17 protein-coding genes and 1 tRNA gene are annotated in these 23,778 nt (G+C 41.4%); 6 read left to right on the forward strand and 12 right to left on the reverse strand.

The annotated features are described in order from the left end of the window. Positions 1-128 precede the first annotated feature (128 nt). The 7 genes from AHMF7605_RS23465 to AHMF7605_RS23495 form a co-directional block, all read right to left on the reverse strand. The gene (locus AHMF7605_RS23465) at positions 129-1,541 is read right to left on the reverse strand and encodes a Gfo/Idh/MocA family oxidoreductase (protein WP_106932418.1); all 1,413 of its coding nucleotides are present in this window, start codon (positions 1,539-1,541) and stop codon (positions 129-131) included. A 326-nt stretch (positions 1,542-1,867) separates the two neighbouring features. After that, positions 1,868-3,022, reverse strand: a complete 1,155-nt coding sequence (locus AHMF7605_RS23470; protein ID WP_106932419.1) for an amidohydrolase family protein — start codon at positions 3,020-3,022, stop codon at positions 1,868-1,870. 144 nt (positions 3,023-3,166) lie between these two features. Then, complete coding sequence (locus tag AHMF7605_RS23475) at positions 3,167-4,579, reverse strand: Gfo/Idh/MocA family oxidoreductase (RefSeq protein ID WP_106932420.1); 1,413 nt, start codon at positions 4,577-4,579, stop codon at positions 3,167-3,169. A gap of 123 nt (positions 4,580-4,702) precedes the next feature. After that, positions 4,703-5,548, reverse strand: a complete 846-nt coding sequence (locus tag AHMF7605_RS23480; RefSeq protein ID WP_317046557.1) for a class II fructose-bisphosphate aldolase — start codon at positions 5,546-5,548, stop codon at positions 4,703-4,705. Then, positions 5,538-6,482 carry a carbohydrate kinase family protein gene (locus AHMF7605_RS23485; RefSeq protein ID WP_106932422.1) on the reverse strand — a complete coding sequence of 315 codons (945 nt, stop codon included), beginning with the start codon at positions 6,480-6,482 and terminating at the stop codon, positions 5,538-5,540. Before AHMF7605_RS23485 ends, AHMF7605_RS23480 begins: the two co-directional genes overlap by 11 nt. Before the next feature lie 12 nt (positions 6,483-6,494). Then, positions 6,495-7,436: a 1-phosphofructokinase family hexose kinase gene (locus tag AHMF7605_RS23490; protein ID WP_106932423.1), complete on the reverse strand. Its 942-nt coding sequence runs from the start codon at positions 7,434-7,436 to the stop codon at positions 6,495-6,497. A gap of 1 nt (position 7,437) precedes the next feature. After that, positions 7,438-8,700 (reverse strand): SIS domain-containing protein, encoded by a 1,263-nt coding sequence (locus AHMF7605_RS23495; protein ID WP_106932424.1) that lies wholly within the window; start codon positions 8,698-8,700, stop codon positions 7,438-7,440. Positions 8,701-8,971: 271 nt separating this feature from the next. Here AHMF7605_RS23495 and agaR point away from each other — a divergent pair, with 271 nt between their 5' ends. From agaR to AHMF7605_RS30645, 3 genes are all read left to right on the forward strand, one after another. After that, a complete protein-coding gene (agaR, locus tag AHMF7605_RS23500) occupies positions 8,972-9,751 on the forward strand; it encodes a transcriptional repressor AgaR (RefSeq protein ID WP_106932425.1) in 780 nt (259 codons plus the stop codon). Between the two features lie 43 nt (positions 9,752-9,794). Beyond that, positions 9,795-10,235: an EamA family transporter gene (locus AHMF7605_RS30640; RefSeq protein ID WP_233219233.1), complete on the forward strand. Its 441-nt coding sequence runs from the start codon at positions 9,795-9,797 to the stop codon at positions 10,233-10,235. A 65-nt stretch (positions 10,236-10,300) separates the two neighbouring features. Then, the gene (locus AHMF7605_RS30645) at positions 10,301-10,654 is read left to right on the forward strand and encodes an EamA family transporter (protein ID WP_233219234.1); all 354 of its coding nucleotides are present in this window, start codon (positions 10,301-10,303) and stop codon (positions 10,652-10,654) included. Positions 10,655-11,827: 1,173 nt separating this feature from the next. Here AHMF7605_RS30645 and AHMF7605_RS23510 read toward each other — a convergent pair. The 3 genes from AHMF7605_RS23510 to AHMF7605_RS23520 all read right to left on the reverse strand — a co-directional run bounded on the left by AHMF7605_RS23510 (position 11,828) and on the right by AHMF7605_RS23520 (position 16,470). Next, positions 11,828-11,901: transfer RNA gene (locus AHMF7605_RS23510), tRNA-Ala, on the reverse strand. A gap of 126 nt (positions 11,902-12,027) precedes the next feature. Continuing rightward, complete coding sequence (locus tag AHMF7605_RS23515; protein ID WP_106932426.1) at positions 12,028-15,303, reverse strand: TonB-dependent receptor; 3,276 nt, start codon at positions 15,301-15,303, stop codon at positions 12,028-12,030. Positions 15,304-15,840: 537 nt separating this feature from the next. Next, positions 15,841-16,470: a C40 family peptidase gene (locus tag AHMF7605_RS23520; protein WP_233219235.1), complete on the reverse strand. Its 630-nt coding sequence runs from the start codon at positions 16,468-16,470 to the stop codon at positions 15,841-15,843. A 600-nt stretch (positions 16,471-17,070) separates the two neighbouring features. On the opposite strand from AHMF7605_RS23520, the gene asnB reads away from it, so the two are divergent. From asnB to AHMF7605_RS23535, 3 genes are all read left to right on the forward strand, one after another. Next, a complete protein-coding gene (gene asnB / locus AHMF7605_RS23525) occupies positions 17,071-18,975 on the forward strand; it encodes an asparagine synthase (glutamine-hydrolyzing) (protein ID WP_106932427.1) in 1,905 nt (634 codons plus the stop codon). 463 nt (positions 18,976-19,438) lie between these two features. Further along, positions 19,439-20,782 (forward strand): UDP-glucose dehydrogenase family protein, encoded by a 1,344-nt coding sequence (locus AHMF7605_RS23530; RefSeq protein ID WP_106932428.1) that lies wholly within the window; start codon positions 19,439-19,441, stop codon positions 20,780-20,782. Between the two features lie 7 nt (positions 20,783-20,789). Next, positions 20,790-21,728, forward strand: coding sequence for a UDP-glucuronic acid decarboxylase family protein (locus AHMF7605_RS23535; RefSeq protein WP_106932429.1), 939 nt, complete (start codon positions 20,790-20,792; stop codon positions 21,726-21,728). 134 nt (positions 21,729-21,862) lie between these two features. Here the strand turns inward: AHMF7605_RS23535 and AHMF7605_RS23540 are convergent, their stop codons facing one another. Next, positions 21,863-23,101 carry an MFS transporter gene (locus AHMF7605_RS23540; RefSeq protein ID WP_233219236.1) on the reverse strand — a complete coding sequence of 413 codons (1,239 nt, stop codon included), beginning with the start codon at positions 23,099-23,101 and terminating at the stop codon, positions 21,863-21,865. Positions 23,102-23,288: 187 nt separating this feature from the next. Beyond that, the gene (locus AHMF7605_RS23545; RefSeq protein ID WP_106932430.1) at positions 23,289-23,468 is read right to left on the reverse strand and encodes a hypothetical protein; all 180 of its coding nucleotides are present in this window, start codon (positions 23,466-23,468) and stop codon (positions 23,289-23,291) included. Positions 23,469-23,778: the final 310 nt, after the last annotated feature.

The following is a 23,778-nucleotide window of genomic DNA, read 5'->3' on the forward strand; positions in this document are numbered from 1 at the left end:
ATGAAGAATTTAAAAAAACATTTCGCCAACCCTCCTTTGAAAAAGCGAGGACTAACTTCCTCCGCGCTTTTGCCTCAGCGGTAAATAAACCGGGAGCAACGCAATGGCGTACCGGACGAAGCAAACAGTTACAACTTCACGTTGGTGTTGCCGCCTTGGGCCAGTAGTACATCCACGGGCTTGTTGTTTTTCCAGGAACCGTTGGTGAAATCGGGTATATCTACCGAATTGGAACGTTTGGCCACGGATTGTTCACTCAAAGGCCCAATGGCACTCCAAGCGGCGGCATCATACACGTCAATATCCAGGGGTAAGCCGTTGCGTAAACAATCTACCAGGCGCCAGTTCATCAAAAAATCCATGCCGCCGTGGCCGCCCACTTGCTTGGCCAGTTCGCCTACTTTTTTTACAATGGGAGGTTGGTATTTGGCTTCCAAATCTTTCATTTCCTGCTCCGTTAACCAATCTTTATGGCCCACCGAAACTTTGCCCGGCAATGGGTATTTTTGCGCGGCGCCTTTGGTGCCGCTAATGAGTTGGATGCGGGAATACACACGGGGCGAGGATACGTCGTGTTGCAGCATAATGGAGCGGCCTTTGGCGGTACGAATCGTGGTGGTATTCATGTTGCCCCGGAACGATTTATTGGCGTAGGGTTTAAAAAAGTCGTCGGTGGCGGCTAGTTCTTTGGCCTTGGGGCCCATCATAAAATCGTTGCTCGACATGGCCACCAGGTAATCCATTTTGTCGCCCCGGTTAATGTCCATTACCTGCGCAACCGGTCCTAAACCGTGGCCGGGGTACAAGTTACCGTTGCGGCTGGCGTTTTGCTTGAGCCGCCACATGTCGTAGTAGCCGTCTTTTTTAAAATTTAGCTCCATCAGGTTATGAATGTAAGCCCCTTCGCCGTGGATAATATCCCCGAAGAAACCTTGGCGGGCCATGTTCAGCGTTAGTAATTCAAAAAAGTCGTAGCAGCAATTTTCCAGGTACATGCAATGCTTCTTCGTTTTCTCGGAAGTTTCGACCAATTGCCAGCATTCATCCAGGGTAATAACGCCGGGTACTTCAATGGCTACGTGTTTGCCTTGCTCCATGGCGTATACCGCCATAGGCGCGTGCAAATGCCAGGGCGTAGAAATATAGACTAGGTCCACATCTTTCCGTTCGCACAGCTTTTTCCATTCGTTTTCTTTGCCGGAGTACATGGCTGGATTATGGTTGGCGCCTAGTTTTTCTTTCACGGCGCTTACTTTTTCAGGCCGAATATCGCACAAAGCCGTAATTTGGACGCCTTCTACTTTGCTGGACCGGTAAGCATGCCCCGGCCCGCGCTGCCCTAAGCCAATAAATCCCATCCGGACGGTTTCCAGCTTCGGCGCACCGTAGCCCGACATGTTAAATTTCTGGTTGCGCGGTGGAGCCGGCTCTAAATTACCCAGTACCTTGGCACTGCTAACGGTGGGGGTAGCCAAGCCCGTCAGAAGGCCGGCTCCAACCAAGCCCGTAAATTTTAAAAAATCGCGGCGGTTGTCTTTCATGGTATGTATAAATAGTTGTTCCTTATGAGTTGTTCGTTGTTCGGCATATATGATTTTACAAATCAATAGATTAATCCAACCTATTCTTCTGGAAATTTCCGCCCAATTGCCTGGTTTAGAAACAGGGCGAATAAAGTTTATTGAGTTGAGCTTTTTTTTAATTTTAGAATAAAAAGCGGGTTAAACTTTGCAGGTAAGTTTTTGAGCGATATAGCTAGTTCTAAGTACTTCGACATAATTTATTCAGCTTAAGCTTTGTATTAATTCGCTGCCTATTATAGTTTTATGGATCTAACAACGAGTAACGAGTAACTAACAACTCCTTATTAACTGGCTTGCTTGATGCTGGGAAACCATTTTTCGGCGTTGTGCAGGTAAATTTTATCCACTACTTCGCGGGGCAGATGTAAGCCGTTAAATTCTTTTTCCACCTTGGGGGTTTTCATTTTTTCGCCGGAAGTAAAAAATTTCCAGTGCCGCAGCCAATTTGCGTGAGCATCAATACTTACCTGTTCCGGCGACTTCGCGCCGGTTACGCCTTCGTCGGTTGCATAAATCAGGCGGTCCTGGTATTTAATAAAAAAGTCGTGTACTTTCTGCCAATCCGTTACAGCCTGGTATTGGAAGTGCGAAATCCTTTCGGCTAAATCTACCGCCATGTTGGGGTACTTATCCAGTCTTTTGGCCAGTTCGTTCACGTCCCATTCCAAACTAGCTAAATGCGCGCCCACAAACCGCACGTTCGGGTGTTTTTCTAACATGTGATCGCGGGCCCGAATGATCTCTTCGTGCGAAGGATATTCCGGGTGCAGGTACATGTGGTATTGCGGGTGCTCACTGAAGTACTTCTTATCACCGGCCACCGTCATTTTATCCACCGGAAGCCAGGCGTTACGCGGCTCGGCCAGGTGCCCAATTAAGGTAATGTTGCTTTTTTCAATTAAATCAATGATCGGGTCGAATTTGGGGTCGTCGATCATCACGAATTTACCATTTGCATCTTTCAACTCCAGGCCAATGTTTTTCCAGACCTTCACGGCAATCGCGCCCTTGGCGAACGAATCTTTTAAATAAGCCAGCGTTTTTTGTTGCCAGTCGGGTTGGTTGAAACCTTCCAGGGAAAAAGTGGTGGCGTACAGGATATCGTTCGGTTTATCTTTTACCAGGCGCAGGGCCACTTCTTGTTGCTGCGCTACGGGCGGCGAAGAAGGCGAAGCCACGTTAATATTTAAAAATCGGAAATTATCTTTAGCTGCTTGGTTGATGAAAATCGTATCGTACAGCTTAATGTGGACGTGCGAATTAAATTTTTTAATTTTCGCAAAATCCTCGGGACCGTAAAATTCTTCCGTTGCATTACTGGCAACCGCGTTGTTATTGGCGCTTGCTTTTTCGCTTTTGCCCTGGGAACAATTCTGCAAGAAAAATGAAAGAGAACAAAGAAGGACACTTAATTGGATGGACTTTAACAAGTTTTTCATTCGCTAGGCTTTTCGGGTGAATAGTAATTTTCGGGGTGTGCTTTCCTTTTAAAGCCACCCGGTTACAGGTTTTTCAAGTGGCAAGCTGGGCAGATAAAGCATAAATCAGGGTCAGTTCTAAAAAAGGAAAGTACCTTTTAAACCTTACAGCTTTATTTCGGTGTTGCCGCCTTTTACCATGGATATATCCACGGGGGAGTTGGTTTTCCAACTGCCCGCCGTAAAATCTGGCACATCCACGGAATTAGAGCGATTGGCAACGGAAAATTCACTCAAAGGGGCCATGGAACTCCAAAGCACGCCATCGTACACGTCCATGTCCATGGGTAAACCGTTGCGGAAACAGTCTATAATGCGCCAGTTCATTAAAAAATCTTTACCCCCGTGCCCACCTACTTGCTTGGCTAATTCGCCTACTTTTTTAACAATGGCGGGTTGGTATTTTTCTTCTAACGCTTTTACTTCGGCTTCCGGCAGCCAATCTTGGTGGCCGGTAGCAATGCGGCCCGGCAACGGAAATTTTAACGCCGACGCTTTGGTACCACTCACCAAATGAATCCGAGAATACACGCGGGGCGAGGTGACGTCGTGTTGCAGCATAATCGTTCGGCCGCTGTTCGTGCGGATAGTAGTGGTGTTCATGTTGCCCCGGAAAGTTTTGTTGGCGTAGGGTTTAAAAAAGTCGTCAGTAGCAGCTAATTCTTTGGCTTTCGGTCCCATCATAAAATCGTTGCTCGACATGGAAACCAAGTAATCCATTTTATCGCCCCGGTTCACATTCATTATTTGGCAAATAGGCCCTAAGCCATGAGTCGGATATAAATTTCCGTTTCGGTTGGCATTCTGTTTCAACCGCCACATATCTTGGTACTGGGTTTTCGAGAAATTCATGTCGAAGAGATCATGAATGTACGCGCATTCGCCGTGAATAATTTCGCCAAAAAATCCTTGCCGAACCATGTTCAGGGTCATTAATTCAAAAAAGTCGTAACAGTTATTTTCCAGCATCACGCAATGCTTGCGGGTGCGTTCGGAGGTTTCCACTAGCTGCCAGCATTCTTCGAGGGTAGTAGCCGCCGGAATTTCGACGCAAACGTGTTTGCCTTGTTCCATAGCATATAGCGCCATGGGGGTATGCAAGTGCCACGGCGTAGCAATATAAATAACGTCGATATCCTTCCGGTCGCAAACTTTCTTCCATTCTTCTGCACCACTCGTGTATATTTCCGGCTTGTGGCCCAGGCCTTTCATGCGTTTTTGCGCCGCCGTGATGCTTTCGGGCCGCAAATCACACAAGGCTTTTATTTCGACGCCACCCAAAAGACTGGCATTGTTTAAATGCCCGGGACCACGACTACCCAAGCCAATAAAACCCAGCCGTACCGTTTCCATGCCGGGAGCGGCGTAGCCAGTCATGTTGAATACTTGTTTCCGCTCTTTTTTAGAAATAGTACTCGCCGCCGAACTAACTTTTATTTCTTTCGGAGAACATCCGGTTAATAAACCCGCTCCCGCCAGACCGGTAAATTTTAAAAAATCTCTTCGGTTATTTTTCATATCAGAATGCTTATTCGATTAAAAAAATAGGATGTTGATGCTATAATATATTTTAAAAAGTGGTTAACCTTTGTTCCGGAAATTTAAAAAAGTGGCTTTTAATTCTTGCCGGCAAATGGTATTTTACTGACTTACTAATTCATTCTTTACAATTTCTAATTTTTCTTTTACCAGGTTGGTTACGGCCTGAATAGCGGGTGGAAAAACTTTGCGCAAGTCAATTTCGTCGCTTTTTAACAGGTCGGCCTTTAGCTGGTACATGAATATATTTTTAATTTCCGTAGCCAGATTAATTTTACAAATACCCCGTTGAATAGCTTCTTGCAGCATATTGCCGGCTATACCGGAACCGCCGTGTAAGACCAACGCCGCATCGGTAACCGCATGTATCTGGCTCAATCTTTCCAAATCCAGTTGGGGTTCTTCGGTGTAAAAACCATGTGCCGAGCCAATGGCTACTGCCAGCGCATCAATGCCGGTTTCCTGCACAAAAGAATGGGCCTCATCTGGTTCCGTAAAGCCCATTTTTTCTTTGGATTGACCTAGTTTGGCCACGTATCCTAGTTCTGCTTCTACATTGGCGCCGTACTTTTGGGCCAAAGCAACTACCCGTTGCGTTAAGGCAATATTTTCCTGAATGGGTTTTTCACTGGCATCAATCATCACCGAATCGAAACCAGCGTCTAAGCACTGGGCTACTAAATCGTAAGAATCCGAATGATCTAAATGCAGCCAACCTTCTACGCGATGCTCTTGCAAGGCGCTGCGGGCCATTTTTACGGCCACCGGCAAGGTCATGTAATCGATGGAACTTTTGGTTAATTGTAATATAATAGGTTGCTGCATACTGGAGGCAGCTTCCAGTATGCCCTTGAGGGTTTCGTAATTGTAAAAATTGGTGGCCAGTAACGAAGCTTTTTTGGCTTGCATTCTCTGTAATCTCTCTTGTAGTGTCATGTTAGAGGGCATATCCAAATTTTTCCTGAGCAATTCTTTTGATTTTGTTATAGTCGGTAAAAGCCGTGGTACCGCCCGACTCTGTGGTTGAAATTGCGCCGGTGAGATTGCCAAATCGCTGACATTCTTCTAAAGAGGAGCCTTGAATGTATTTGTATATGAAGCCGGCGTTAAAGCTGTCGCCGGCGCCAATAGCATCCACTACCTCTTTATTTAAAAACGACTCCATGGGCAATACTTTGCCTTGACACCAGGAAACGGAACCTTTATTTCCCATTTTAACCAAAACTAAATGGGCGTTTTTGGGTAAAGTGGCCAGCGCCTCCGATAGAGTGTTCGTTTGCGTTAATCGTAATAGTTCTTTTTCGTTGGGTAGAAATACATCTACCAAAGGAAGTAATTCCGTCAGATTGAGATCCCATTTTTCTTGCGGGTCCCATTGGGTATCGAAAGAGGTAGTTAAACCGAGTGACTTAGCCAGCTGAAATAACGTAGGAAGCCCATTTTTTAAACCGGGTTGTAGAAAGTAAGAGGAAAAATGCAGGTGCCTGGCGCGAGCCAAATGTTCCGGTGAAATATCGGTTAACCGCAACTCGTCCATTGCTCCCGGGTGGGTTACCATGGCCCGGTCCTCGTCGAAATTTAAGACTACGGTGAGGCCGGTGTTTAAAGCAGGACTTTGCAGGATTAAGCTAGTATCTACGCCTTTATTCTGCAGGCTTTGTAAAACAACTTTCCCAAACTGATCTTGGCCTATTTTACCGATGAAAGAAACTTTAGCCCCTAAGCTGCTTAAGTTACTGGCAAATATTGCCGAAGAACTGCCCAGCGTCAAGGTCATTTGGTGCGCTAACTTTTCCTTCCCGATTTCCGGAAAAGAATGCATCTGGTTTAAAACCAAATCCACGTTTAGTTCTCCCACTACAATTACATCTATATCTTTCATCGTTTTCTCGCTTCAGGAAACAGAATTGGTTACACTCGTTTTGGCGGACTTATTTATAAGCACTTGTTTTTTTAAAATTTCTACATCTGATTGATAAAGCAACCCCAATTCGGGACGGATGCAGTTGGCGGCCCCACAAGCCACTGCCAGTTGAGCCACTGCTTGAATATCTAGTTCCCGGTTAAAAGCTACGGCTAAGCCCGCCAAGAGGCAATCGCCGCTACCTACCGCGCTGTACACATCTTCTACCGGGCATTGAGCATGTATTAATTCATCGCCTGCAACCAAGTATAAACCATCCGCCCCTGCTGTGACAGCCGCATAGGTACATTGCTTGGCCAGAAGAAAAGCTATTTGTTCCGGTGATTCTTCTTCGAATAATTTTTGACCTTCCCGACGATTTATATGCACCGAAAAAGGTTTTTGAATTAAGGCTTGATTCAACTGTTCACCGGCACAATCCAGAAAGATTTTTTTCCCCGCTTTATTTGCCAATGAAACTAATTGCGCATAAGCATCCACTGGTGCTCCTTTTGGCCAAGAACCACTCATCGTAATACAATCGGCTTTTGGTAAGATTTGAATAAAAGTGTTTCGAAAGCTTTCGAAATCTGCCGACGAGATAGTCGGCCCACTTCCTAATAGCTCCGTATCGTCAAAGTAAGTATCTGATTTAAGGATTAAACATGTTCGGGTCCAATCTTTTAATTCTGGTCCATAACACTCAATACCTTTAGATTCACAATTTTCCTTAACCCATTGGCCCGTTGGGCCGCCCCAAAATCCAAGTAGCATTACTTGCTCCTCTAATTCCGCAACTGCTAATGCTACGTGCACCCCTTTGCCGCCCGGAAACCGCTCTTCTTTTGTAATGCTATTGGCTTGTCCGGCTTGTAACGTGTTTAACCAGGCATACATATCAATAGAAGGATTTGGGCACAGGCACAGGATCATATCAGGAAATTATTTTTGCTGCTTTCGTATTGGAAGATGCATTCGCCATGGCTGGAAGATCAAAGGAATAAATGGTTACTCCCTGCACTACCCGGGTGATAGTGTCGGAGACGGACGGAGAATCTGGCTTTAGTTTTAAATGCAATGCTTTAAAGAAGCCAAGCATCTGGGCCGGCATAACACTACATACAGCTAATAACTCTTCCTCTATTTTATCTGCTCCGTCGGAAAGCTCAATCAAAAGATCTACTTCTAAATTAGAATCTTTCTCTGCCGATTCAATAATTCCAATTCGGTATAATCCTTTTTCTCCATCATTTATGTTATTGATTAGATCAACTTCATATTGATGGACATATTCCCTGTTCGAAAATAAATAGACCAGTAACGTATGAGTATCTATAACCGCTTTGGGACCGTGCCGGAAACCTAAGAAAGAATCATGTTTGCAGATTATATTGCCATCTGTTAGCTCCTGTACCTTTAAGTCCGACTCCCGGGCTGTCCCGTACAAAGGACCAGAACCTAAAAAAATAGCCCGGGTAAAGTCTAAAGAAGCTACCTCCTGAAGCTTAGTGGTATACTTTTTTAAAATATTCTTGCCGTATTCCGCTAGCTTTTGTACTTGATATTTAAGATCATCTATAAAAGAAAGGCGAGAAATTAATAGTCCGGCCAATAACATAGAAGAGAAACTTCCGGTCATGGCTAAACTTAGATCATTGGCTTCGGGAGGTAAAAGAAACACCGCCGTTTGATTTTGACTTTTATTCGTTACCAAATCACCAGATGGATTGCAGGTAATTATCAAATGGTAAATTTTGCGGCAAATTTTATCGGCTAAAACAACAACTGCCTTGCTTTCTGGGCTATTGCCCGATCTAGCGAAAGATATTAGTAAGGTGGGTACATCTTGCTGGAAGTATCCTTCCGGATGAGAAACCAGATCGGTGGAGGCGATAGCACGCGTTCTTTTTCCGGAATTCCGTTGAAAAGGTCCTTCCAGTACAGTGCCGATAAAAGCGGAAGTACCGGCACCCGTTAAAATTACCTCTAAATCAGGGTGAGCATAAGCTTCTTCCAGAAAGCTCTCCAAATAATATCGCTTTTGGGCAACCAAATTCCAAGTATCTAACCAAAGTGTTGGTTGCTCTGAAATTTCCTTAGCTGTAAAAATGGCTCCTTGGTCTTCTAGTTCCGCCAAACTGTAATTCAGATACTCCTTTGTTTCCTTTGGTTCGGCTACGCCCGTAATCTTAATCATAAAAAATGTGTTTCATTTCCGTTCGATGTAAACATACATATTTATTATTTCCTTGTCAAATACTATTTAAATATTTTTATTATCTTTCGAAATCTTTTATCAAAGTTATTTTATCTTTTCAACATTACATGTACAAAGCCACTCGCTCATACTTAGAAAAGAATTATTAAAAGTTTTAGATAGCTAACCAAAGTTTTATTTGTATTTAAATTTCGAAAAAGGAATATTGCGAAGTATACTATCTTTCGTAAACCTTGTAATAAATAGAATAATGTTAGAGTTAGATAAAAAATCAACGGTAAAGCGCCGAGCTTTTATTTTAGAGAAGTTGGAAACCGATGGGCAAGTAGATGTTAATACTTTAAGTAGTGAGCTACAGGTTAGTGAAGTCACGATTCGTAATGACTTGAGCAAACTGGAAGAAAAGAATATGCTTATCCGGGCCCGAGGCGGTGCTATAAAATTAGACCGAGTAGGAATTGATTTTGCGCTTTCGGATAAAAACAAGCAGCACTACGAAGAAAAGAAAAACATTGGTCAGGCAGCGGCTCAACTAGTGGAAGAAGGTGATACCATTATTTTAGATTCTGGTACCACTACTTTAGAAATAGCTAAAAATTTACAAAAGTTTACGGATTTAACTGTAATTACCAATGCCTTGAATGTGGCTAACCAATTAGCCGAGCATAAGAATGCTAATGTAATTATTCCAGGAGGCTTTTTAAGGAAAAATTCTTTATCGCTTGTAGGATCTACGGCTGAGGAAAGTTTTCGAAATTATTTCTGTGACAAGTTATTTCTGGCGGTAGATGGCCTTAGTACCACGCATGGGCTATCAACTCCGAATGTAGAGGAAGCTCATTTAAACCGAATAATGATTCAAATTTCTAAAAAAGTTATTGTGGTGGCGGATTCTAGTAAATTTTTGAAAAGAAGCTTCGCTTTTATTGCCCCTATAACAGAAATAGATGTGGTGGTAACGGATGCCGGAATTTTACTGGAAGAACAGAAAAAACTGGAAAACATGGGCATACAAGTAATTATAGCCTAACAAGGCTTCCTTATAATATTATGTAATATAAATACTTATACAAATGACGAGACAACCTTGGGTGCTTTATACTTTTATAACTACTCTGTTTTGGGGGGTTTGGGGAGCCTTTATTGAAGTTCCTGAAAAAGCTGGCTTTCCGGCTACTCTTGGTTATTCCGTCTGGGCCATTACCATGATTCCTTGTGCAATAGTAGCCCTCTTAAATAGTAATTGGCAACTGGAATATGATACCCGATCCATATTTTTGGGTTCGGCGGTAGGTTTGCTCGGAGCGGCCGGACAGTTAATTTTATTTCAGGCTTTACGTACCGGCCCGGCCTATATAGTATTTCCTTTTATTTCCCTTTTTCCGGTAGTTACTGTTTTTCTTTCTGCCCTATTTTTAGGGGAAAGAACTACCAGAAAACATTGGATTGGCATTATTCTATCGCTAATTGCTATATTTTGCCTTTCGTACCAAGAACCAAATAATAAAATGTAACCGGTTCTACTTGGTTGTGGCTTTCCATAATTGTTTTTTTCATGTGGGGCATACAAGCTTATGCTATGAAATTCTCTAATAACACCATGAAGGCAGAAAGCATTTTTTTCTATATGATGCTAACGGCAGTTTTAATGATTCCCGTAGCTGTGCTAATGACTGATTTTTCGCAGAAAATTAATTGGGGAATAAAAGGCCCTTATTTAGCGGGTTTGATTCAAGTATTTAATGCTATTGGTGCCCTTACCTTGGTCTATGCTTTACGATATGGCAAAGCAATAATTGTAGTACCTATCACAGCGCTTGCCCCGGTAATTACCATTATAATTTCCCTGATTTTATACGCGGTATTTCCCCACTGGATAGTTTTAACGGGGATGGTTTTAGCCGTAATTGCTATTTATATATTAGCTGAATAAGCTTAAGCTATTTTACTTAAAAAAGTTAAATTTTTCCAGGCTGGATGGGAGCTGAAGCAGTTAAGATTGTTAAACTAAATAGTAATGGTGAGATCGAAGGAAATTAACTCCAGGAAAAATTTAATTAAACGTGTTTCCAATATATTAGGGAGTAGCCATCCTGAAGGACTTGACGGAAAACAAACTATGAAGAATGAACATGTAAGATATTTATTAGAGCATTCCTCTTTTCTCGGTAGGCCTCTTCCTTAATTTTATGCTAATTAATTTTGCTACTGACATACTTGATGTTTTACTCCGTTATGTGAGAAATTAGGGTAATCTTTGAATAAATGATTAAATCAAAATATTCGCTCCTTCGCTTTTAGGTGTCTTCCTTCTTTCGCCATGTGCCTGTTCGTATTGTTAGTTCAGATACCTATAAGCTTGCCGGGAGTACTATTTTGGGGTATTAAAATATTTCAGGAAATGGCCAGTAGAACTTACAAAAATATTCTGCAAGTGAATCGGCAATAATCATGTATTAGAGTTCCCTTTATACTTAATCTAATGGCAGAGAGCAAATTATTACATATGATGTATAAAGGTGAAAGTCTTGAGCAACATTTAACAATAAACCTAGCAGGAGTAAAAGAGTATTGGTTTTATAATTCCCTTTGCTGATGATACTCATAAATAGGCAATAACTTATTTGGATGGGTCTAAACGTATTTTCACTAGATCATCGGCAAAGTAAATTTTTAATACTTTAGGTTCGCGTTTTAACCCTAAACACTCGAGGCAGATAGTAAAATAATTCCTATCCGTAGTTAATTAAATTTTAAAAGTCTTCACTACCCCGAGGGCTTTTTTATGACCCAAAAGCAACCCACCTTTCTCCTTAAGCTTTTCTACTGCTTCTTATCGTTGCACATATCTTAGCTTCGACAGTACCCCCACAATTCGGTAGTTTTAAGTTATGTTAAAGAAAGGCGACATATGGCTGCTGCATTTAAACAACCTTATTCAAACAAGTCAGTTAAGAATAATACCAGGATAGAATACATTGGGATGTGTGACTTTGAATCATTTACAGGTAGAGAATTCTTTCCCCCATGATATAGAGCTGTGGGCAAATTGTGTGCGAACAAAAAAGCACTTACAGAAATTTATCTATAAGTGCTTGAAAATCAGTGGAGAATATCGGAGTCGAACCGATGACCTCTTGCATGCCATGCAAGCGCTCTAGCCAGCTGAGCTAATCCCCCTTGCGTTTGGTGCTACAAAAGTAACAGAAACTTTTAAAAGTAGTACGAGTTGCAGTGAAAATTATTTTAAAATAAAAAAGCCCGCCACTAGGGGGCGGGCTCATGTTAAATCCTAAGCAAAATTCATTAGAAACTATAACGTACCCCTAACTGCATTCTCCAGGTAGCCGTGTTGTTAAAAGTATTTCGGAAAGGGGTAGTGGGCAGCACGGTATTTCCTTTTTCATCCGTAATAGTGATCATATTAAAGGTTGGCACACCATCAGGTGTGACGCTGGCAACATTTAACAAGGGATAGTTAAAGCTAGAACCGCTGTTAAGTTGGTCAGAAATACCCCAATTAGAGTTTAGGAGATTGCCTACGTTTTGTACGTCCAAGCTTAATTGCAGCGTATGCCGATTTTTACCAATATCCGTAAATACATCTTGCAGCAAACGGAAATCAAAACGGTTTAGCCAAGGCAGTAATCCATTATTTCGTAATACGTAGTCGCCTTTACTGTTTTTCAGAACTTTGCTGTTGTTTACAAATTGGTTAAAAGCAGCTCGTTGCTGGTCAGCAGTAAAAGTTACTCCATTAACGGTTCTATCGGCAAAGTTTAATTCCGAAGCATTATTTGGAATGTATAGCAAATCTAAAGTTACGCCGTCCAGGTTTAAATCGCCGTTGGTAGTATAAGCAAAGCGGCCTTGGTTAGAGCCATCATAAAACAAGGAAATGGTAGTACCTAAATGGTTCAGGTATTCTTTGCGGTAAGAAATACTACCCACAATGCGGTGCGGAATAGCATACTGCGAAATACCCAATAACTGCTCGTTCGGATCATTAATGGAATAATTACTCTGCCACACCGAGGAAGCCGTTGAACCCGGATTACCGGTTATATCCTTCGCATTGGTATAGGTGTAATATAAGGAACCGAAGAAACCATTCTGATTGGGTAAGGTAATTCCTACCGTAGCCGCTAGCGAATAGCCTTTTTTAGAATTAGCCAACACCGTAGCAATATTACCCGTGGCCGGATTGTACCGGGCATTAGCGCTGCCACCCCAGAAATCCCGAGTATCACCAGAGTAATTCATTGTTAGCGTGGCGGGTTTCCGGTTAGCGTTAAATTGGTAAACCGACCGGATATCTTTTGTAAATAATAAGTCGGTAGTCGCTACTAAAGGAGTACCCGGAATGCTGTAATCCGCGCCTAAGCTACTTCGCCAAACCTGCGGCATTTTAAAATTTTTGTCAACTAAAGCAATACTGCTGGGGGTACCAGAACTGGGAGAACGTAAGAAAACCGTTTCGGGACCATTGTTATACCAATAGAGTGGATCGGGATTAAATCTAATACTTTCCAGAGCGGTGGCGGGCGCTGGGTCTAAGGTATTCGTAATTAAACCGGTAGCTCCAGGCATGTTGGTAAAATAAACAAACGGAATACGGCCGGCAAAAATACCCGTTCCCCCGCGCAGTTTAATAGTTCCATCGCCGGCGGCATCAAAGTTAAAACCAATCCGAGGTGATAACATTACCCGGGATTTAGGCCAGGAACCGCTGGAATAAGTAGTAGGTTTACCGTCCTGATCTAATAATTCTAACTGATCAATTTGGGGGTTAGCGCCAATATCATTCAGGTAAACGGGTAACTCTGCCCGTAAGCCAGCAGTTATGTCTAATTGGTTATTAATGGAATATCTATCCTGAACATAAAGACCGCCTAAACCAAAACTAACCCGCGTATACCGATCCTGGCCCGGATACGCATAGGAAAGACCGTAAGAAGTAGGTTGAGCATTGTTAATAAAATCATCTACCGAAGCATAGCGATAGTAAGAAGTGGCATTCCGTAAAAATAAATTACCGTACTTAATTAATTCATAACTCGCCCCGGCGGTAAAGGTATGTTTGCCCGCCAAGTAAGTAAAGTTATCGATAAAAGAATAGTTGTCGTTGATCAAATCGTTGGCGCCGGAGAAAAGTTCGGTACCAAAGCTGATGTAATTATCGCCCCCTTGCCAAATATCTACAAACGGAAAGGTTGATCCCGGCGTAGTACGGGTAGCTTGGTTAAAGCTGTAGGTAGCCAGAATCTGGTTGGAAATTTTAGACGTTATGGTGCTGTTTAATTCACCGGTAAGGGAGCGAACTTTGTTTAAGAAACTATAATTAGCATTCTCAAACGCCAAAGCATTAGAACCAATCCGGGCAGAGCTGGCCCGGGGGTTGGGAGCAGAAGTAGCATTTACCGTTTGGTCGCTGGTTCCTTCGGCATAATTGTAACGAACACTTAACCGGTGGTTATTTGTAATGTTCCAGTCAAGGCGAGCCAGGTACCGGGTACTGGTATTAGCAAATTCGTTGGCGTAGTTTTCGTAAGCGCCTGGGTCGTAGTTGTAAGTGTTAATTAAATGCTGGCGAACTCTTTCTAAATCCACCGCAGTAGTGCGCGATACGTTACCGGTGGCTCCCGGACGATTAGCCACCCAAGTTACTCCCGGAAAAATTTCGTTTTCGTGCTCGAAGTTGGCGAAGAAGAATAATTTATTTTTTATGATTGGTCCGGCTAACCGAGCCCCGTAAGTTAAGGTACTGTTATCGGGCTGGGTTGGTAGTTCCCGGCCGGCAACATTCGTTCCTCTTAAATCCTGATTCCGGTAAAAAGTGTAAGCCGAGCCGGTAAAGGTATTGGTACCGCTGCGGGTTATGGCATTAATACCAGCTCCCGTAAAGCCAGACTGACGTACATCGTAGGGCGCAATGTTTACCTGTACTTCTTCAATGGCGTCAATAGAAATAGGACGGGTGCTTCCCCCGGGTAATAAATCGCTAGAGCTGGTACCAAAGGCGTTGTTAAAGTTAGCGCCATCAATCTGTAAATTGTTATACCGGTTATCGCGACCAGCAAATCCTACACCATTAGCCTGGGGAGTAAGACGAGTAAAATCTTCTAAACTTCTGGTTACAGTGGGCAGAGTAGCAATTTGCTGGGTGCTAATGTTGGTGGCGGCGCCGGTTTTATTGGCATTAAACACGTCGGTCCGGTCGGCGGTAATCTCTACTTCTTGTAAAGCAGTGCTGGCCTGGCCTATTCGAGCATCCAGTGCGTACGGTACTCCTAAAGCTAAAGAGATATTGTTGTAGGTTTGAGTTTGATAACCAATATAACTAACCTCAACGGCATAGGGACCACCTACCCGCATATTTTGAATGTTAAACCGTCCATCGATATTAGTAACGGTACCGTATACGGTACCGGAAGGCTGGTGAGTAGCCTTAACAGTGGCGCCAATCAGGGCTTCTCCGTTAGCATCTCTGACCGAGCCGGTTATACTACTAGTTGTTACCTGGGCATACAGACTTGCTGCACCTAGTAACAATAGGAGGATAGTAAGTAAGTACTTTCTCATAAAAAGATTTTTGTTTTTGTTGTGTGTTTAAGCAAATAGAAAATTAAGTAGGATAGAAAATAAAACGATTAATTACAGGATTGGTTATTAAGTATTTAGCCAGAATTAAGTTGATTGTATCTATAAAGGAACTTAAAACCTTAAAAAATAAAGCTCTTTACTAAAATTTATTATTTTAGTAATACAAAATTAATTTAAGTTTTTGGTATTTATGTTAAAAAAATATTAATAAATAACAAAAACCTTTTAAAAAAATGTAATGAGTTGGAATAGAATAATTTAAAAGCTTATCCTAAAACTTTACTTGGAATCAATTTTTCTAGATAGGAAAAAAGGCTCTCACTTTTTTATAACAGTACCTTTTCAGATGCTTAAAGGGCAAAGTGGGTTCCGTATCTTTTATGGAGCAGTTATTCGAAAGTAATTCTACAAACTGAAATCAAAGCAAGAACTTTGGGTTTAATCTTTACTATAAGACAAGCTTTGTTGCAGAGTTGCTTTAATAAAAGAAAAGGATTTTGGATAATGAATAAGAATTTAAATTTTAGGCCGTACGGCTTTTATAAAAATTTTCTGGTAATAGCGCGAGTATAAATTATCTTCAATTACTCCCAAACTGGAAGAGGCATGAATAAACATTATCTGGTCTTTACTTTTTACGTCGGTTACCATACCTACGTGCGTAATTCGATTGCTGAATTTGCTGGCGCCAAAGAAAACTAAATCCCCTTCTCGAATCTCGCGTTCTCGTACCGGGCGGCCAAACTTACTCTGATCGGTAGAGTTGCGGGGTAGGGTTACATTAATAGTTTTAAAAGAAGTACAAAGCAGGCCGGAACAATCCATGCCGATGCGGGTAGTGCCGCCAAAACGATAAGGGGTACCCCGGTAAGAACGAGCCACTTGAATTACTTTAGATACTTTCCTGTCTATTCGGGTTTTAGCTAAACGAGCATTCCGGCGCTCCATACGGCGGGCAATGCGCTCTAGCTTGCGGGATTTTTTTAGAAATGCTTTTTCCAGTAAGCGCTGGCTGGTATCTACGGCCATACCCGACGGTCGCCGGCCAAAGCTAACGGTTTGCCTGGCGGAACGACAGGAAGCCATAGCCAGTAAAGTGCCTAATAAAATAGTAATGTATAATTTAAATAATTCTCTCCGCAACATAGCCCGACACGTTTAGCGATAGGGGTAAAAATAAAAATTCCGGCAGTGCAAAGAAACGAATCCTTCTTTAAAATTTATCCACGATAATTTAAGACAATTGTGGAATAGTATGTGTATAAAATAAACGTTTATAAACCAATTGCTTACCTTTTGTTTTTCAATGAAGTATGTTTAATTTAATTAATGATAGGAAAAAATTATCTTATTTTTGTAAAACAAGGCTCGAAAAATCAGATAAAATTTTAGGATACTAACAGCAAAGTATTCTATAAATGAACTACCCTCGCGTAAAAACCAATACGCCAAAGAATTGCTTTAGGCCTTTTTGTTTAGTAAAAAGATGCGGAACCCGAAAGAAGCATTAAGCGTTTGAAGCCATAAACAATATGGTGCATCTATACTATTTAACCAGCAACACTTTAATTTTACCGTATTATTCTTCCGGGTTATAATTCTTCGTTCATAACCATTAGCAAAACCTGTTTTTACCAGTTAGATACTAATCTATTTAAGCTAGGTTGTGGCGTTAGCGTGCCGGATGCCATATAATAAGGTGAGGGTTGAGTTAAATAGTTTCGGGATATCTAGTAATTTTGCCTCATGTGCGGAATATCAGGAGTATATGCTTTCAGCGACAAAGGACGCGAGTCAATTATAAAATTAAAGAATTCAACGGATGCCATTGCAAGCCGGGGACCAGATTCTCAAGGTCAATATGTGTACGATAAAGTAGGCTTAGGGCACCGGCGCTTATCCATCCTGGATTTAAGCTCAGACGGGGACCAGCCTATGGTAGACGAATCAGGACGTTATACTATCGTATTTAATGGTGAAATATTTAATTTTCTGGAGTTAAAAAGGAAGCTGATTAATAATGGCTACACTTTCTTTTCAGGAACGGATACCGAAGTATTATTGAAGCTTTATATCACCGAAGGCAAAGATTTCTTAAAAAGACTAAATGGTTTTTTTGCTTTTGCTATCTACGATAAAGAAGAAGATTCCTTGTTTATTGCTCGTGACCGTATGGGCGTAAAGCCGTTGTTGGTTTACAAAGACGAAGATCAATTGTTATTTGCCTCCGAAATGAAAGCCATGCTGGCTTTTGGTATTCAGCGAAAGATTGATTTTGTATCGTTGTACCAATATTTGCAGTTCAATTATATTCCCGGACCGGCCTCTATATTTAAAGGAGTAAAAAAACTGGAGCCAGGGCACTACTTATATATCAAGAAAAACCGGGTTCTAAAAAAAGCCTGGTACCGCATTCCTTACGACCGGAAAAAAGCCCGTAAAAACGACTTGTCGTACGAAGAACAACAGAAAAAGCTGGTTAATTTACTCGATGATGCTGTACAGCGTCGCTTGATTGCCGATGTTCCTTTGGGCGCTTTTCTTAGCGGCGGCATTGATTCGTCGGTAATTGTGGCTTTAGCCTCCCGGCATACGCAGCATTTAAATACTTTTTCTATTGGTTATAAAGACGAGCCATTTTTTGACGAAACCCGATACGCGCAATTAGTAGCCGATAAGTATAAGACCAACCACACGGTATTTTCGCTTACCAATCAGGATTTATACGATCATCTATTCGACGTATTAAATTATACCGATGAGCCCTTTGCCGATTCATCCGCACTGGCAGTATATATTTTAAGTAAACGCACCCGCGAAAAAGTTACCGTGGCTTTGTCCGGAGATGGTGCCGATGAGTTGTTTGCTGGGTACAACAAGCACCTGGGCGATTTTAAAGTAAGAAAAGGAGGCTTTGTAGCCGAAGTCGTTACTTTCTTAGGACCCCTCTGGGATGTATTGCCCAAGTCGCGCAACTCTGCCTTGGGTAACCGGGTACGCCAATTTAAGCGCTTTTCCGAAGGAATGCTGGTGTCCGCCAAGGACCGGTATTACAATTGGGCCACTCTTGCTGACGAAGAGGAAGCTAATCTTTTATTAAGTAAACGTATCCGTCGGGCTCTTTCTAAAAACATCTACAAAAAACGGAAAAAACATATTCTGGAACATATCCATCAGGAAGGTGACTTAAATGAAGTGCTTTACACGGATATGCAACTGGTATTACCCAACGACATGCTAACGAAAGTAGATTTAATGTCGATGGCTAATAGTCTGGAAGTTCGCACTCCTTTTCTGGATTACAAAGTGGTGAATTTTGCTTTCACGTTGCCTCAATCGTCTAAAATAGATGCTGATATAAAGAAAAGGATTGTGCAGGACGCCTTCCGACCTCTATTACCTGCCGAACTGTACAAACGACCCAAACACGGTTTTGAAGTGCCTTTACTTAAATGGTTCCGAAACGAACTCCAGCCATTGATTACAAACGAGTTACTTTCCGATGATTTTATTCATTCCCAAGATATTTTTAGCGTAAATGAAATCCGGAAATTGAAAGCTAAGTTATTTTCATCAAACCCGGAGGACGTTCATGCCCGCATTTGGGCGTTGATAGTGTTTCAGCACTGGTGGAAAAAATGGATGATGTAAGTTGATTTCTTTTGTAGAGAAGTTAGAACGCTACTTTTGTTTTTTACCTAAAAAACAAAAGTAGCGTTCTAACTTCTGCTAAAATTAACAATTATCCCCTAGTTTCCGGCTGAAGTTACCTTCCTGTATCTTGTTTTAAATTATTTTATTAAATAATTGCAGATTTTTAACACTTATCAAACTTTTTTATAAAAATCGGAACAATAATTGTAAAGACTGGCAAATATATAAAAATTCCTTTTTAATAATGTCTAGATAATGTATTAGTAATTAGTAATGAACTGTTTATAATAAATATATCGTTTAGCTTATTAAAATTTATCACTATCATATTATCTAAATGTAAAATTTTTTACAAAGAATATCGTTTTTCATCTTTTTTCTTTCATTCAAAAATAATTAGTAATTTTATATCTTAAAATCTTGTATAACCAAAAATTTCTAACTAATAACTTAAAATAATATGAAAATTGCAGTTGTAGGAACAGGCTACGTAGGCCTGGTTACTGGAACCTGTCTGGCCGAAGTGGGCATGGATGTTACCTGTATTGACATTGACGTTAAAAAAATTGAAAACCTGAAGAAAGGTATCTTACCAATCTATGAGCCAGGATTAGAAGAAATGGTGTTACGGAACACCGCTCAAGGCCGTCTGCAGTTTTCAAACGACATTGAAGCCAGCATTCAGGACGCTGACGTAGCATTTATTGCTGTTGGAACCCCTCCCGGCGAAGATGGCAGCGCTGATTTAAAATATGTATTAGCTGTTGCCCGGAGCATCGGTAAATACATGAACAATTACATTGTAGTAGTAACCAAAAGTACAGTACCAGTTGGTACAGCTATTAAAGTTAAAGCTGCTATCACCGAAGAATTAGCTTTACGCAATTCTTATGAGGAGTTTGATGTGGCTTCTAACCCTGAGTTCCTAAAAGAAGGAGCTGCTATCGAAGACTTCCTGAAACCAGATCGTATTGTAGTTGGTGTTGAGTCTGCTCGTGCTGAAGAAGTAATGCGCCGTCTGTACAAGCCTTTCTTATTGAATGGTCACCCGATTATTTTCATGGACGTACCTTCCGCTGAAATGACTAAATATGCCGCTAACTCTATGCTGGCTACTAAAATTTCCTTTATGAACGATATCGCTAACCTTTGCGAAATTATGGGTGCTGATGTGAATATGGTGCGCAAAGGTATTGGTAGCGATCCCCGGATTGGTAATAAATTTATTTACCCAGGTATTGGTTACGGTGGTTCTTGCTTCCCGAAAGATGTGAAAGCATTAATTAAAACTGCATCTGAAAATGGGTATAGCATGCAGATTTTAAAAGCAGTAGAATCCGTTAACGAAAACCAAAAATCAGTATTATTTAACAAAGTGTTGGAGCATTTTGGTGGTGAACTTGCCGGTAAAACGTTTGCCTTATGGGGACTTTCCTTTAAGCCAAAAACCGACGACATGCGTGAAGCGCCGTCTTTAGTTATTATTGAAAAGTTATTAGCAGCGGGTGCCAACGTACGGGCTTACGATCCAGTGGCTATGAACGAAGCAAAACATACTTTAGGTGATACTATTGTTTTTGCTAAAGATCAGCACGATGCCCTGATTGATGCCGATGCTTTGTTAATTATTACCGAATGGCCTGAGTTCCGTACTCCTAATCTGAAAGTTTTAGGCAAGTTAATGAATGATAAAGTAATTTTTGACGGTAGAAATATTTATGAAGCCAAAGAGATCCAGGAAGCAGGATTTGCGTATTATTGCATCGGCGTGAAGACTAATCTTCACGATGTAGCAACCGTCTAAATTATTAATGACTAGAAAACGCGTACTTATTACCGGCGGAGCCGGCTTCTTAGGCTCGCATCTCTGCGACCGCTTTATCCGGGAAGGTTACCATGTTATTGCCATGGATAACCTTATCACCGGTGATTTGCGCAACATCGAGCATTTGTTTAAGCTCGAACAATTTGAATTTTATCATCACGACGTATCCAAATACGTGCACGTGCCCGGTCATTTGGATTACATCTTACATTTTGCCTCTCCGGCAAGTCCTATCGATTATTTGCGTATTCCTATTCAGACCCTGAAAGTAGGGTCTTTGGGTACGCATAATCTGTTGGGTTTAGCCAAAGGAAAAGATGCCCGGATGTTGATTGCTTCCACTTCGGAAGTATACGGCGATCCGGAAGTTCACCCGCAGGTAGAAGAATACTGGGGGCACGTAAACCCCGTGGGACCCCGTGGTTGTTACGACGAAGCAAAGCGTTTCCAGGAAGCTATGACAATGGCGTACCACATGCACCACGGTTTGGAAACCCGCATTGTCCGGATATTTAATACGTATGGCCCGCGCATGCGCCTGGATGATGGTCGTGTATTGCCGGCTTTTATTACGCAGGCTTTACGGGGGGAAGAGTTGTCTATTTTTGGCGATGGTTCACAAACGCGTTCTTTCTGCTACGTAGATGATTTAATTGAAGGCATTTACCGTTTACTGCTTAGTGATTATCCTTTACCGGTTAACATTGGCAACCCTGATGAAATTACTATTAAAGAGTTTGCCGAAGAGATTTGTAATATTACCGGAGTGCCGCTCAACTTAGGATACCAGCCTTTACCAAAAGATGATCCACAGAAGCGTCGACCGGACATAACGAAAGCGAAAGAGATTCTCGGTTGGGAACCGAAAGTTTCGCGGGCAGAAGGCTTAAAACGTACTTTAGAATACTTTAAAGAACACGTATAGTTAAGAAAAAGAACTTACTAAAATAAGAATCAATAATTTCTTTTAACTTGTATAAATAAAAACACCGCAGATGTTCTGCGGTGTTTTTATTTATACAAGTTAAAAGAAATATAAGGCAATAGATCAGAAAGCTGTTAATGTTCCTTTTCTGCTTTTTCCATCATGGGTACTAATCTCCAGAAGCCAAGAGCAGCTAAAGAAGCCAAAGCTCCGGTAAACCACCACAGCCCCGAAAAGCCAAAGTGGGTAATTAAACTGGAGCCCAGGTAAGGCCCTACTACAAAAGCAACGGAATACGATAAAGTAAACATACCCATATAAGCTCCGCGGTTATCTGATTGGGATTGCAGCACCGGTACAGTTGCCATAAATGGCATGGCTAAAATTTCGGCTATACTTAATATAAACATGGCCAGGTACAATACCCATATACCTTGAAACCAGATAAACAGGATAAAAGAAAAGCCGGCCAATAAGGTACCCGCACTAATTAGATGTGTTAACTGGTAGCGTTTACCAATGAGGTAGACTAATACCATTTCTAAAGAAAAAACGACCAGTCCGTTAAGAGCGAAAAGTATTCCAATAGTTGTTCCGGGTAAAAAGTATACTTGTCGGTAGTACAGAGGCAAATTTGAAAAAAACTGGAAGAAAACTATTCCAAAGCAGCAACTCAATAAAGCATATAAAATAAATTTTGTGTCGCGGTAAGGCAACTTATTTGGTGCTAAAACAACTGCTTTTGACTTTATTGTTGAAACTGCTCTCCTACCCGAACGATGGCGAAAGTAAAAGTAAAAAAATAGCCCGGCAGCCAGACTGCTACATCCATCGGCAATAAACAACCACTGAAACGAATAAGTAGCCAATAAACCTCCCAGAGCGGGACCAATAGAAAAGCCCAGGTTAACCGCCATCCGGTTCAGGGAAAATGCACGGGTAATATTAGTGTTGTTGGTGTAAAAACTAACGGAGGCTGAATTAGCTGGTCGTAGACACTCGGTAATTAAACTAAGTACAAAAACACCTGTGGCAAAGGAGATAAATGTTTTCAAAGTTAGAAGTAAAAAGAAAAAGCTGCCGCCTAACATTAAACTAATTATCTGAACCCAAAAATGGCCAAACTTATCGGTAAGCCAACCACCCAGAAACGAACCGAACATAGATCCTAAACCAAATAAACTTAGCGTAAAACCCACCTGTTGCACCGTAAAATGCAGAGTCTCGGTGAGATAAACGCTAAGGAAGGGCAATACCATTGCCCCGCATCGGTTAATAAACATAACCAAAGCCAGCATCCAGGCCGCCCGCGATAAGCCGCCAAAGGCATTGCGGTAAAGGTTATAAATGGAAGTGGAGACAAGGTGGATCACGCACCAAATTAATGATTTTAATAAAATATGTAAGACTAACTTAAGGTTGTAAAAGCATTTATATAGGCTAGGCGACTCTCAGGCTACCGCAACTTGCTATTATCAAATAGTTCAGATACATAAAGTTGCGCGTATAAGTATAAATTTAAAGTAATCCCGTACCGAATAGTTTTAAGAACCTTAAAAGTTAATGGATAATGTGGTTTAAATTTCTCGTTAATTCTAACAGCTTCTTCTGATGATAATCTTCTAGTAATTTAGTTAAAGGTATGGATTCGCCTCTTTCGTTATAAACAAAACGCTCCTGCTCGTACTCGCCAAAAACACGTTCTCTTCTTAAATATTCAGGTGCATTTATTGTTTCCATGGCTATTTACAGTTTAAACTCTACATTGATTAATATCCATAATCAGGAAAGGTTAACCAGCGAATACCAAAAAAATCAGGAAACTTTCAGCAATTTTCACCTGGAAGGTAGATTCGTAGATCTTTATAAATTGTTAATCTTAACTCTTCTTGAAACTATTATTCCGGTAAAATCAGGTTAAATCAGTTTTAATCCAAATAGGGTTGATTTAACAGAAAATCATCCGCAAAAAGAAAAAGCTGTGTTCTTACTTTGTTTTTATTACTAATAATTGCTCAATCTAATATTAACGCCAAAAAATACGGCTTGG

It is taken from the genome of Adhaeribacter arboris (assembly GCF_003023845.1).
Taxonomy (GTDB): Bacteria; Bacteroidota; Bacteroidia; order Cytophagales; family Hymenobacteraceae; genus Adhaeribacter; species Adhaeribacter arboris.

What these genes read in the sequence shown, in the direction of transcription:
- AHMF7605_RS23465 (WP_106932418.1), bottom strand. Translation starts at nt 1,541, where the DNA reads ATGAAAGACAACCGCCGCGATTTTTTAAAATTTACGGGCTTGGTTGGA.
- AHMF7605_RS23470 (WP_106932419.1), bottom strand. Translation starts at nt 3,022, where the DNA reads ATGAAAAACTTGTTAAAGTCCATCCAATTAAGTGTCCTTCTTTGTTCT.
- AHMF7605_RS23475 (WP_106932420.1), bottom strand. Translation starts at nt 4,579, where the DNA reads ATGAAAAATAACCGAAGAGATTTTTTAAAATTTACCGGTCTGGCGGGA.
- AHMF7605_RS23480 (WP_317046557.1), bottom strand. Translation starts at nt 5,548, where the DNA reads ATGCCCTCTAACATGACACTACAAGAGAGATTACAGAGAATGCAAGCC.
- AHMF7605_RS23485 (WP_106932422.1), bottom strand. Translation starts at nt 6,482, where the DNA reads ATGAAAGATATAGATGTAATTGTAGTGGGAGAACTAAACGTGGATTTG.
- AHMF7605_RS23490 (WP_106932423.1), bottom strand. Translation starts at nt 7,436, where the DNA reads ATGATCCTGTGCCTGTGCCCAAATCCTTCTATTGATATGTATGCCTGG.
- AHMF7605_RS23495 (WP_106932424.1), bottom strand. Translation starts at nt 8,700, where the DNA reads ATGATTAAGATTACGGGCGTAGCCGAACCAAAGGAAACAAAGGAGTAT.
- agaR (WP_106932425.1), top strand. Translation starts at nt 8,972, where the DNA reads ATGTTAGAGTTAGATAAAAAATCAACGGTAAAGCGCCGAGCTTTTATT.
- AHMF7605_RS30640 (WP_233219233.1), top strand. Translation starts at nt 9,795, where the DNA reads ATGACGAGACAACCTTGGGTGCTTTATACTTTTATAACTACTCTGTTT.
- AHMF7605_RS30645 (WP_233219234.1), top strand. Translation starts at nt 10,301, where the DNA reads ATGAAATTCTCTAATAACACCATGAAGGCAGAAAGCATTTTTTTCTAT.
- AHMF7605_RS23515 (WP_106932426.1), bottom strand. Translation starts at nt 15,303, where the DNA reads ATGAGAAAGTACTTACTTACTATCCTCCTATTGTTACTAGGTGCAGCA.
- AHMF7605_RS23520 (WP_233219235.1), bottom strand. Translation starts at nt 16,470, where the DNA reads ATGTTGCGGAGAGAATTATTTAAATTATACATTACTATTTTATTAGGC.
- asnB (WP_106932427.1), top strand. Translation starts at nt 17,071, where the DNA reads ATGTGCGGAATATCAGGAGTATATGCTTTCAGCGACAAAGGACGCGAG.
- AHMF7605_RS23530 (WP_106932428.1), top strand. Translation starts at nt 19,439, where the DNA reads ATGAAAATTGCAGTTGTAGGAACAGGCTACGTAGGCCTGGTTACTGGA.
- AHMF7605_RS23535 (WP_106932429.1), top strand. Translation starts at nt 20,790, where the DNA reads ATGACTAGAAAACGCGTACTTATTACCGGCGGAGCCGGCTTCTTAGGC.
- AHMF7605_RS23545 (WP_106932430.1), bottom strand. Translation starts at nt 23,468, where the DNA reads ATGGAAACAATAAATGCACCTGAATATTTAAGAAGAGAACGTGTTTTT.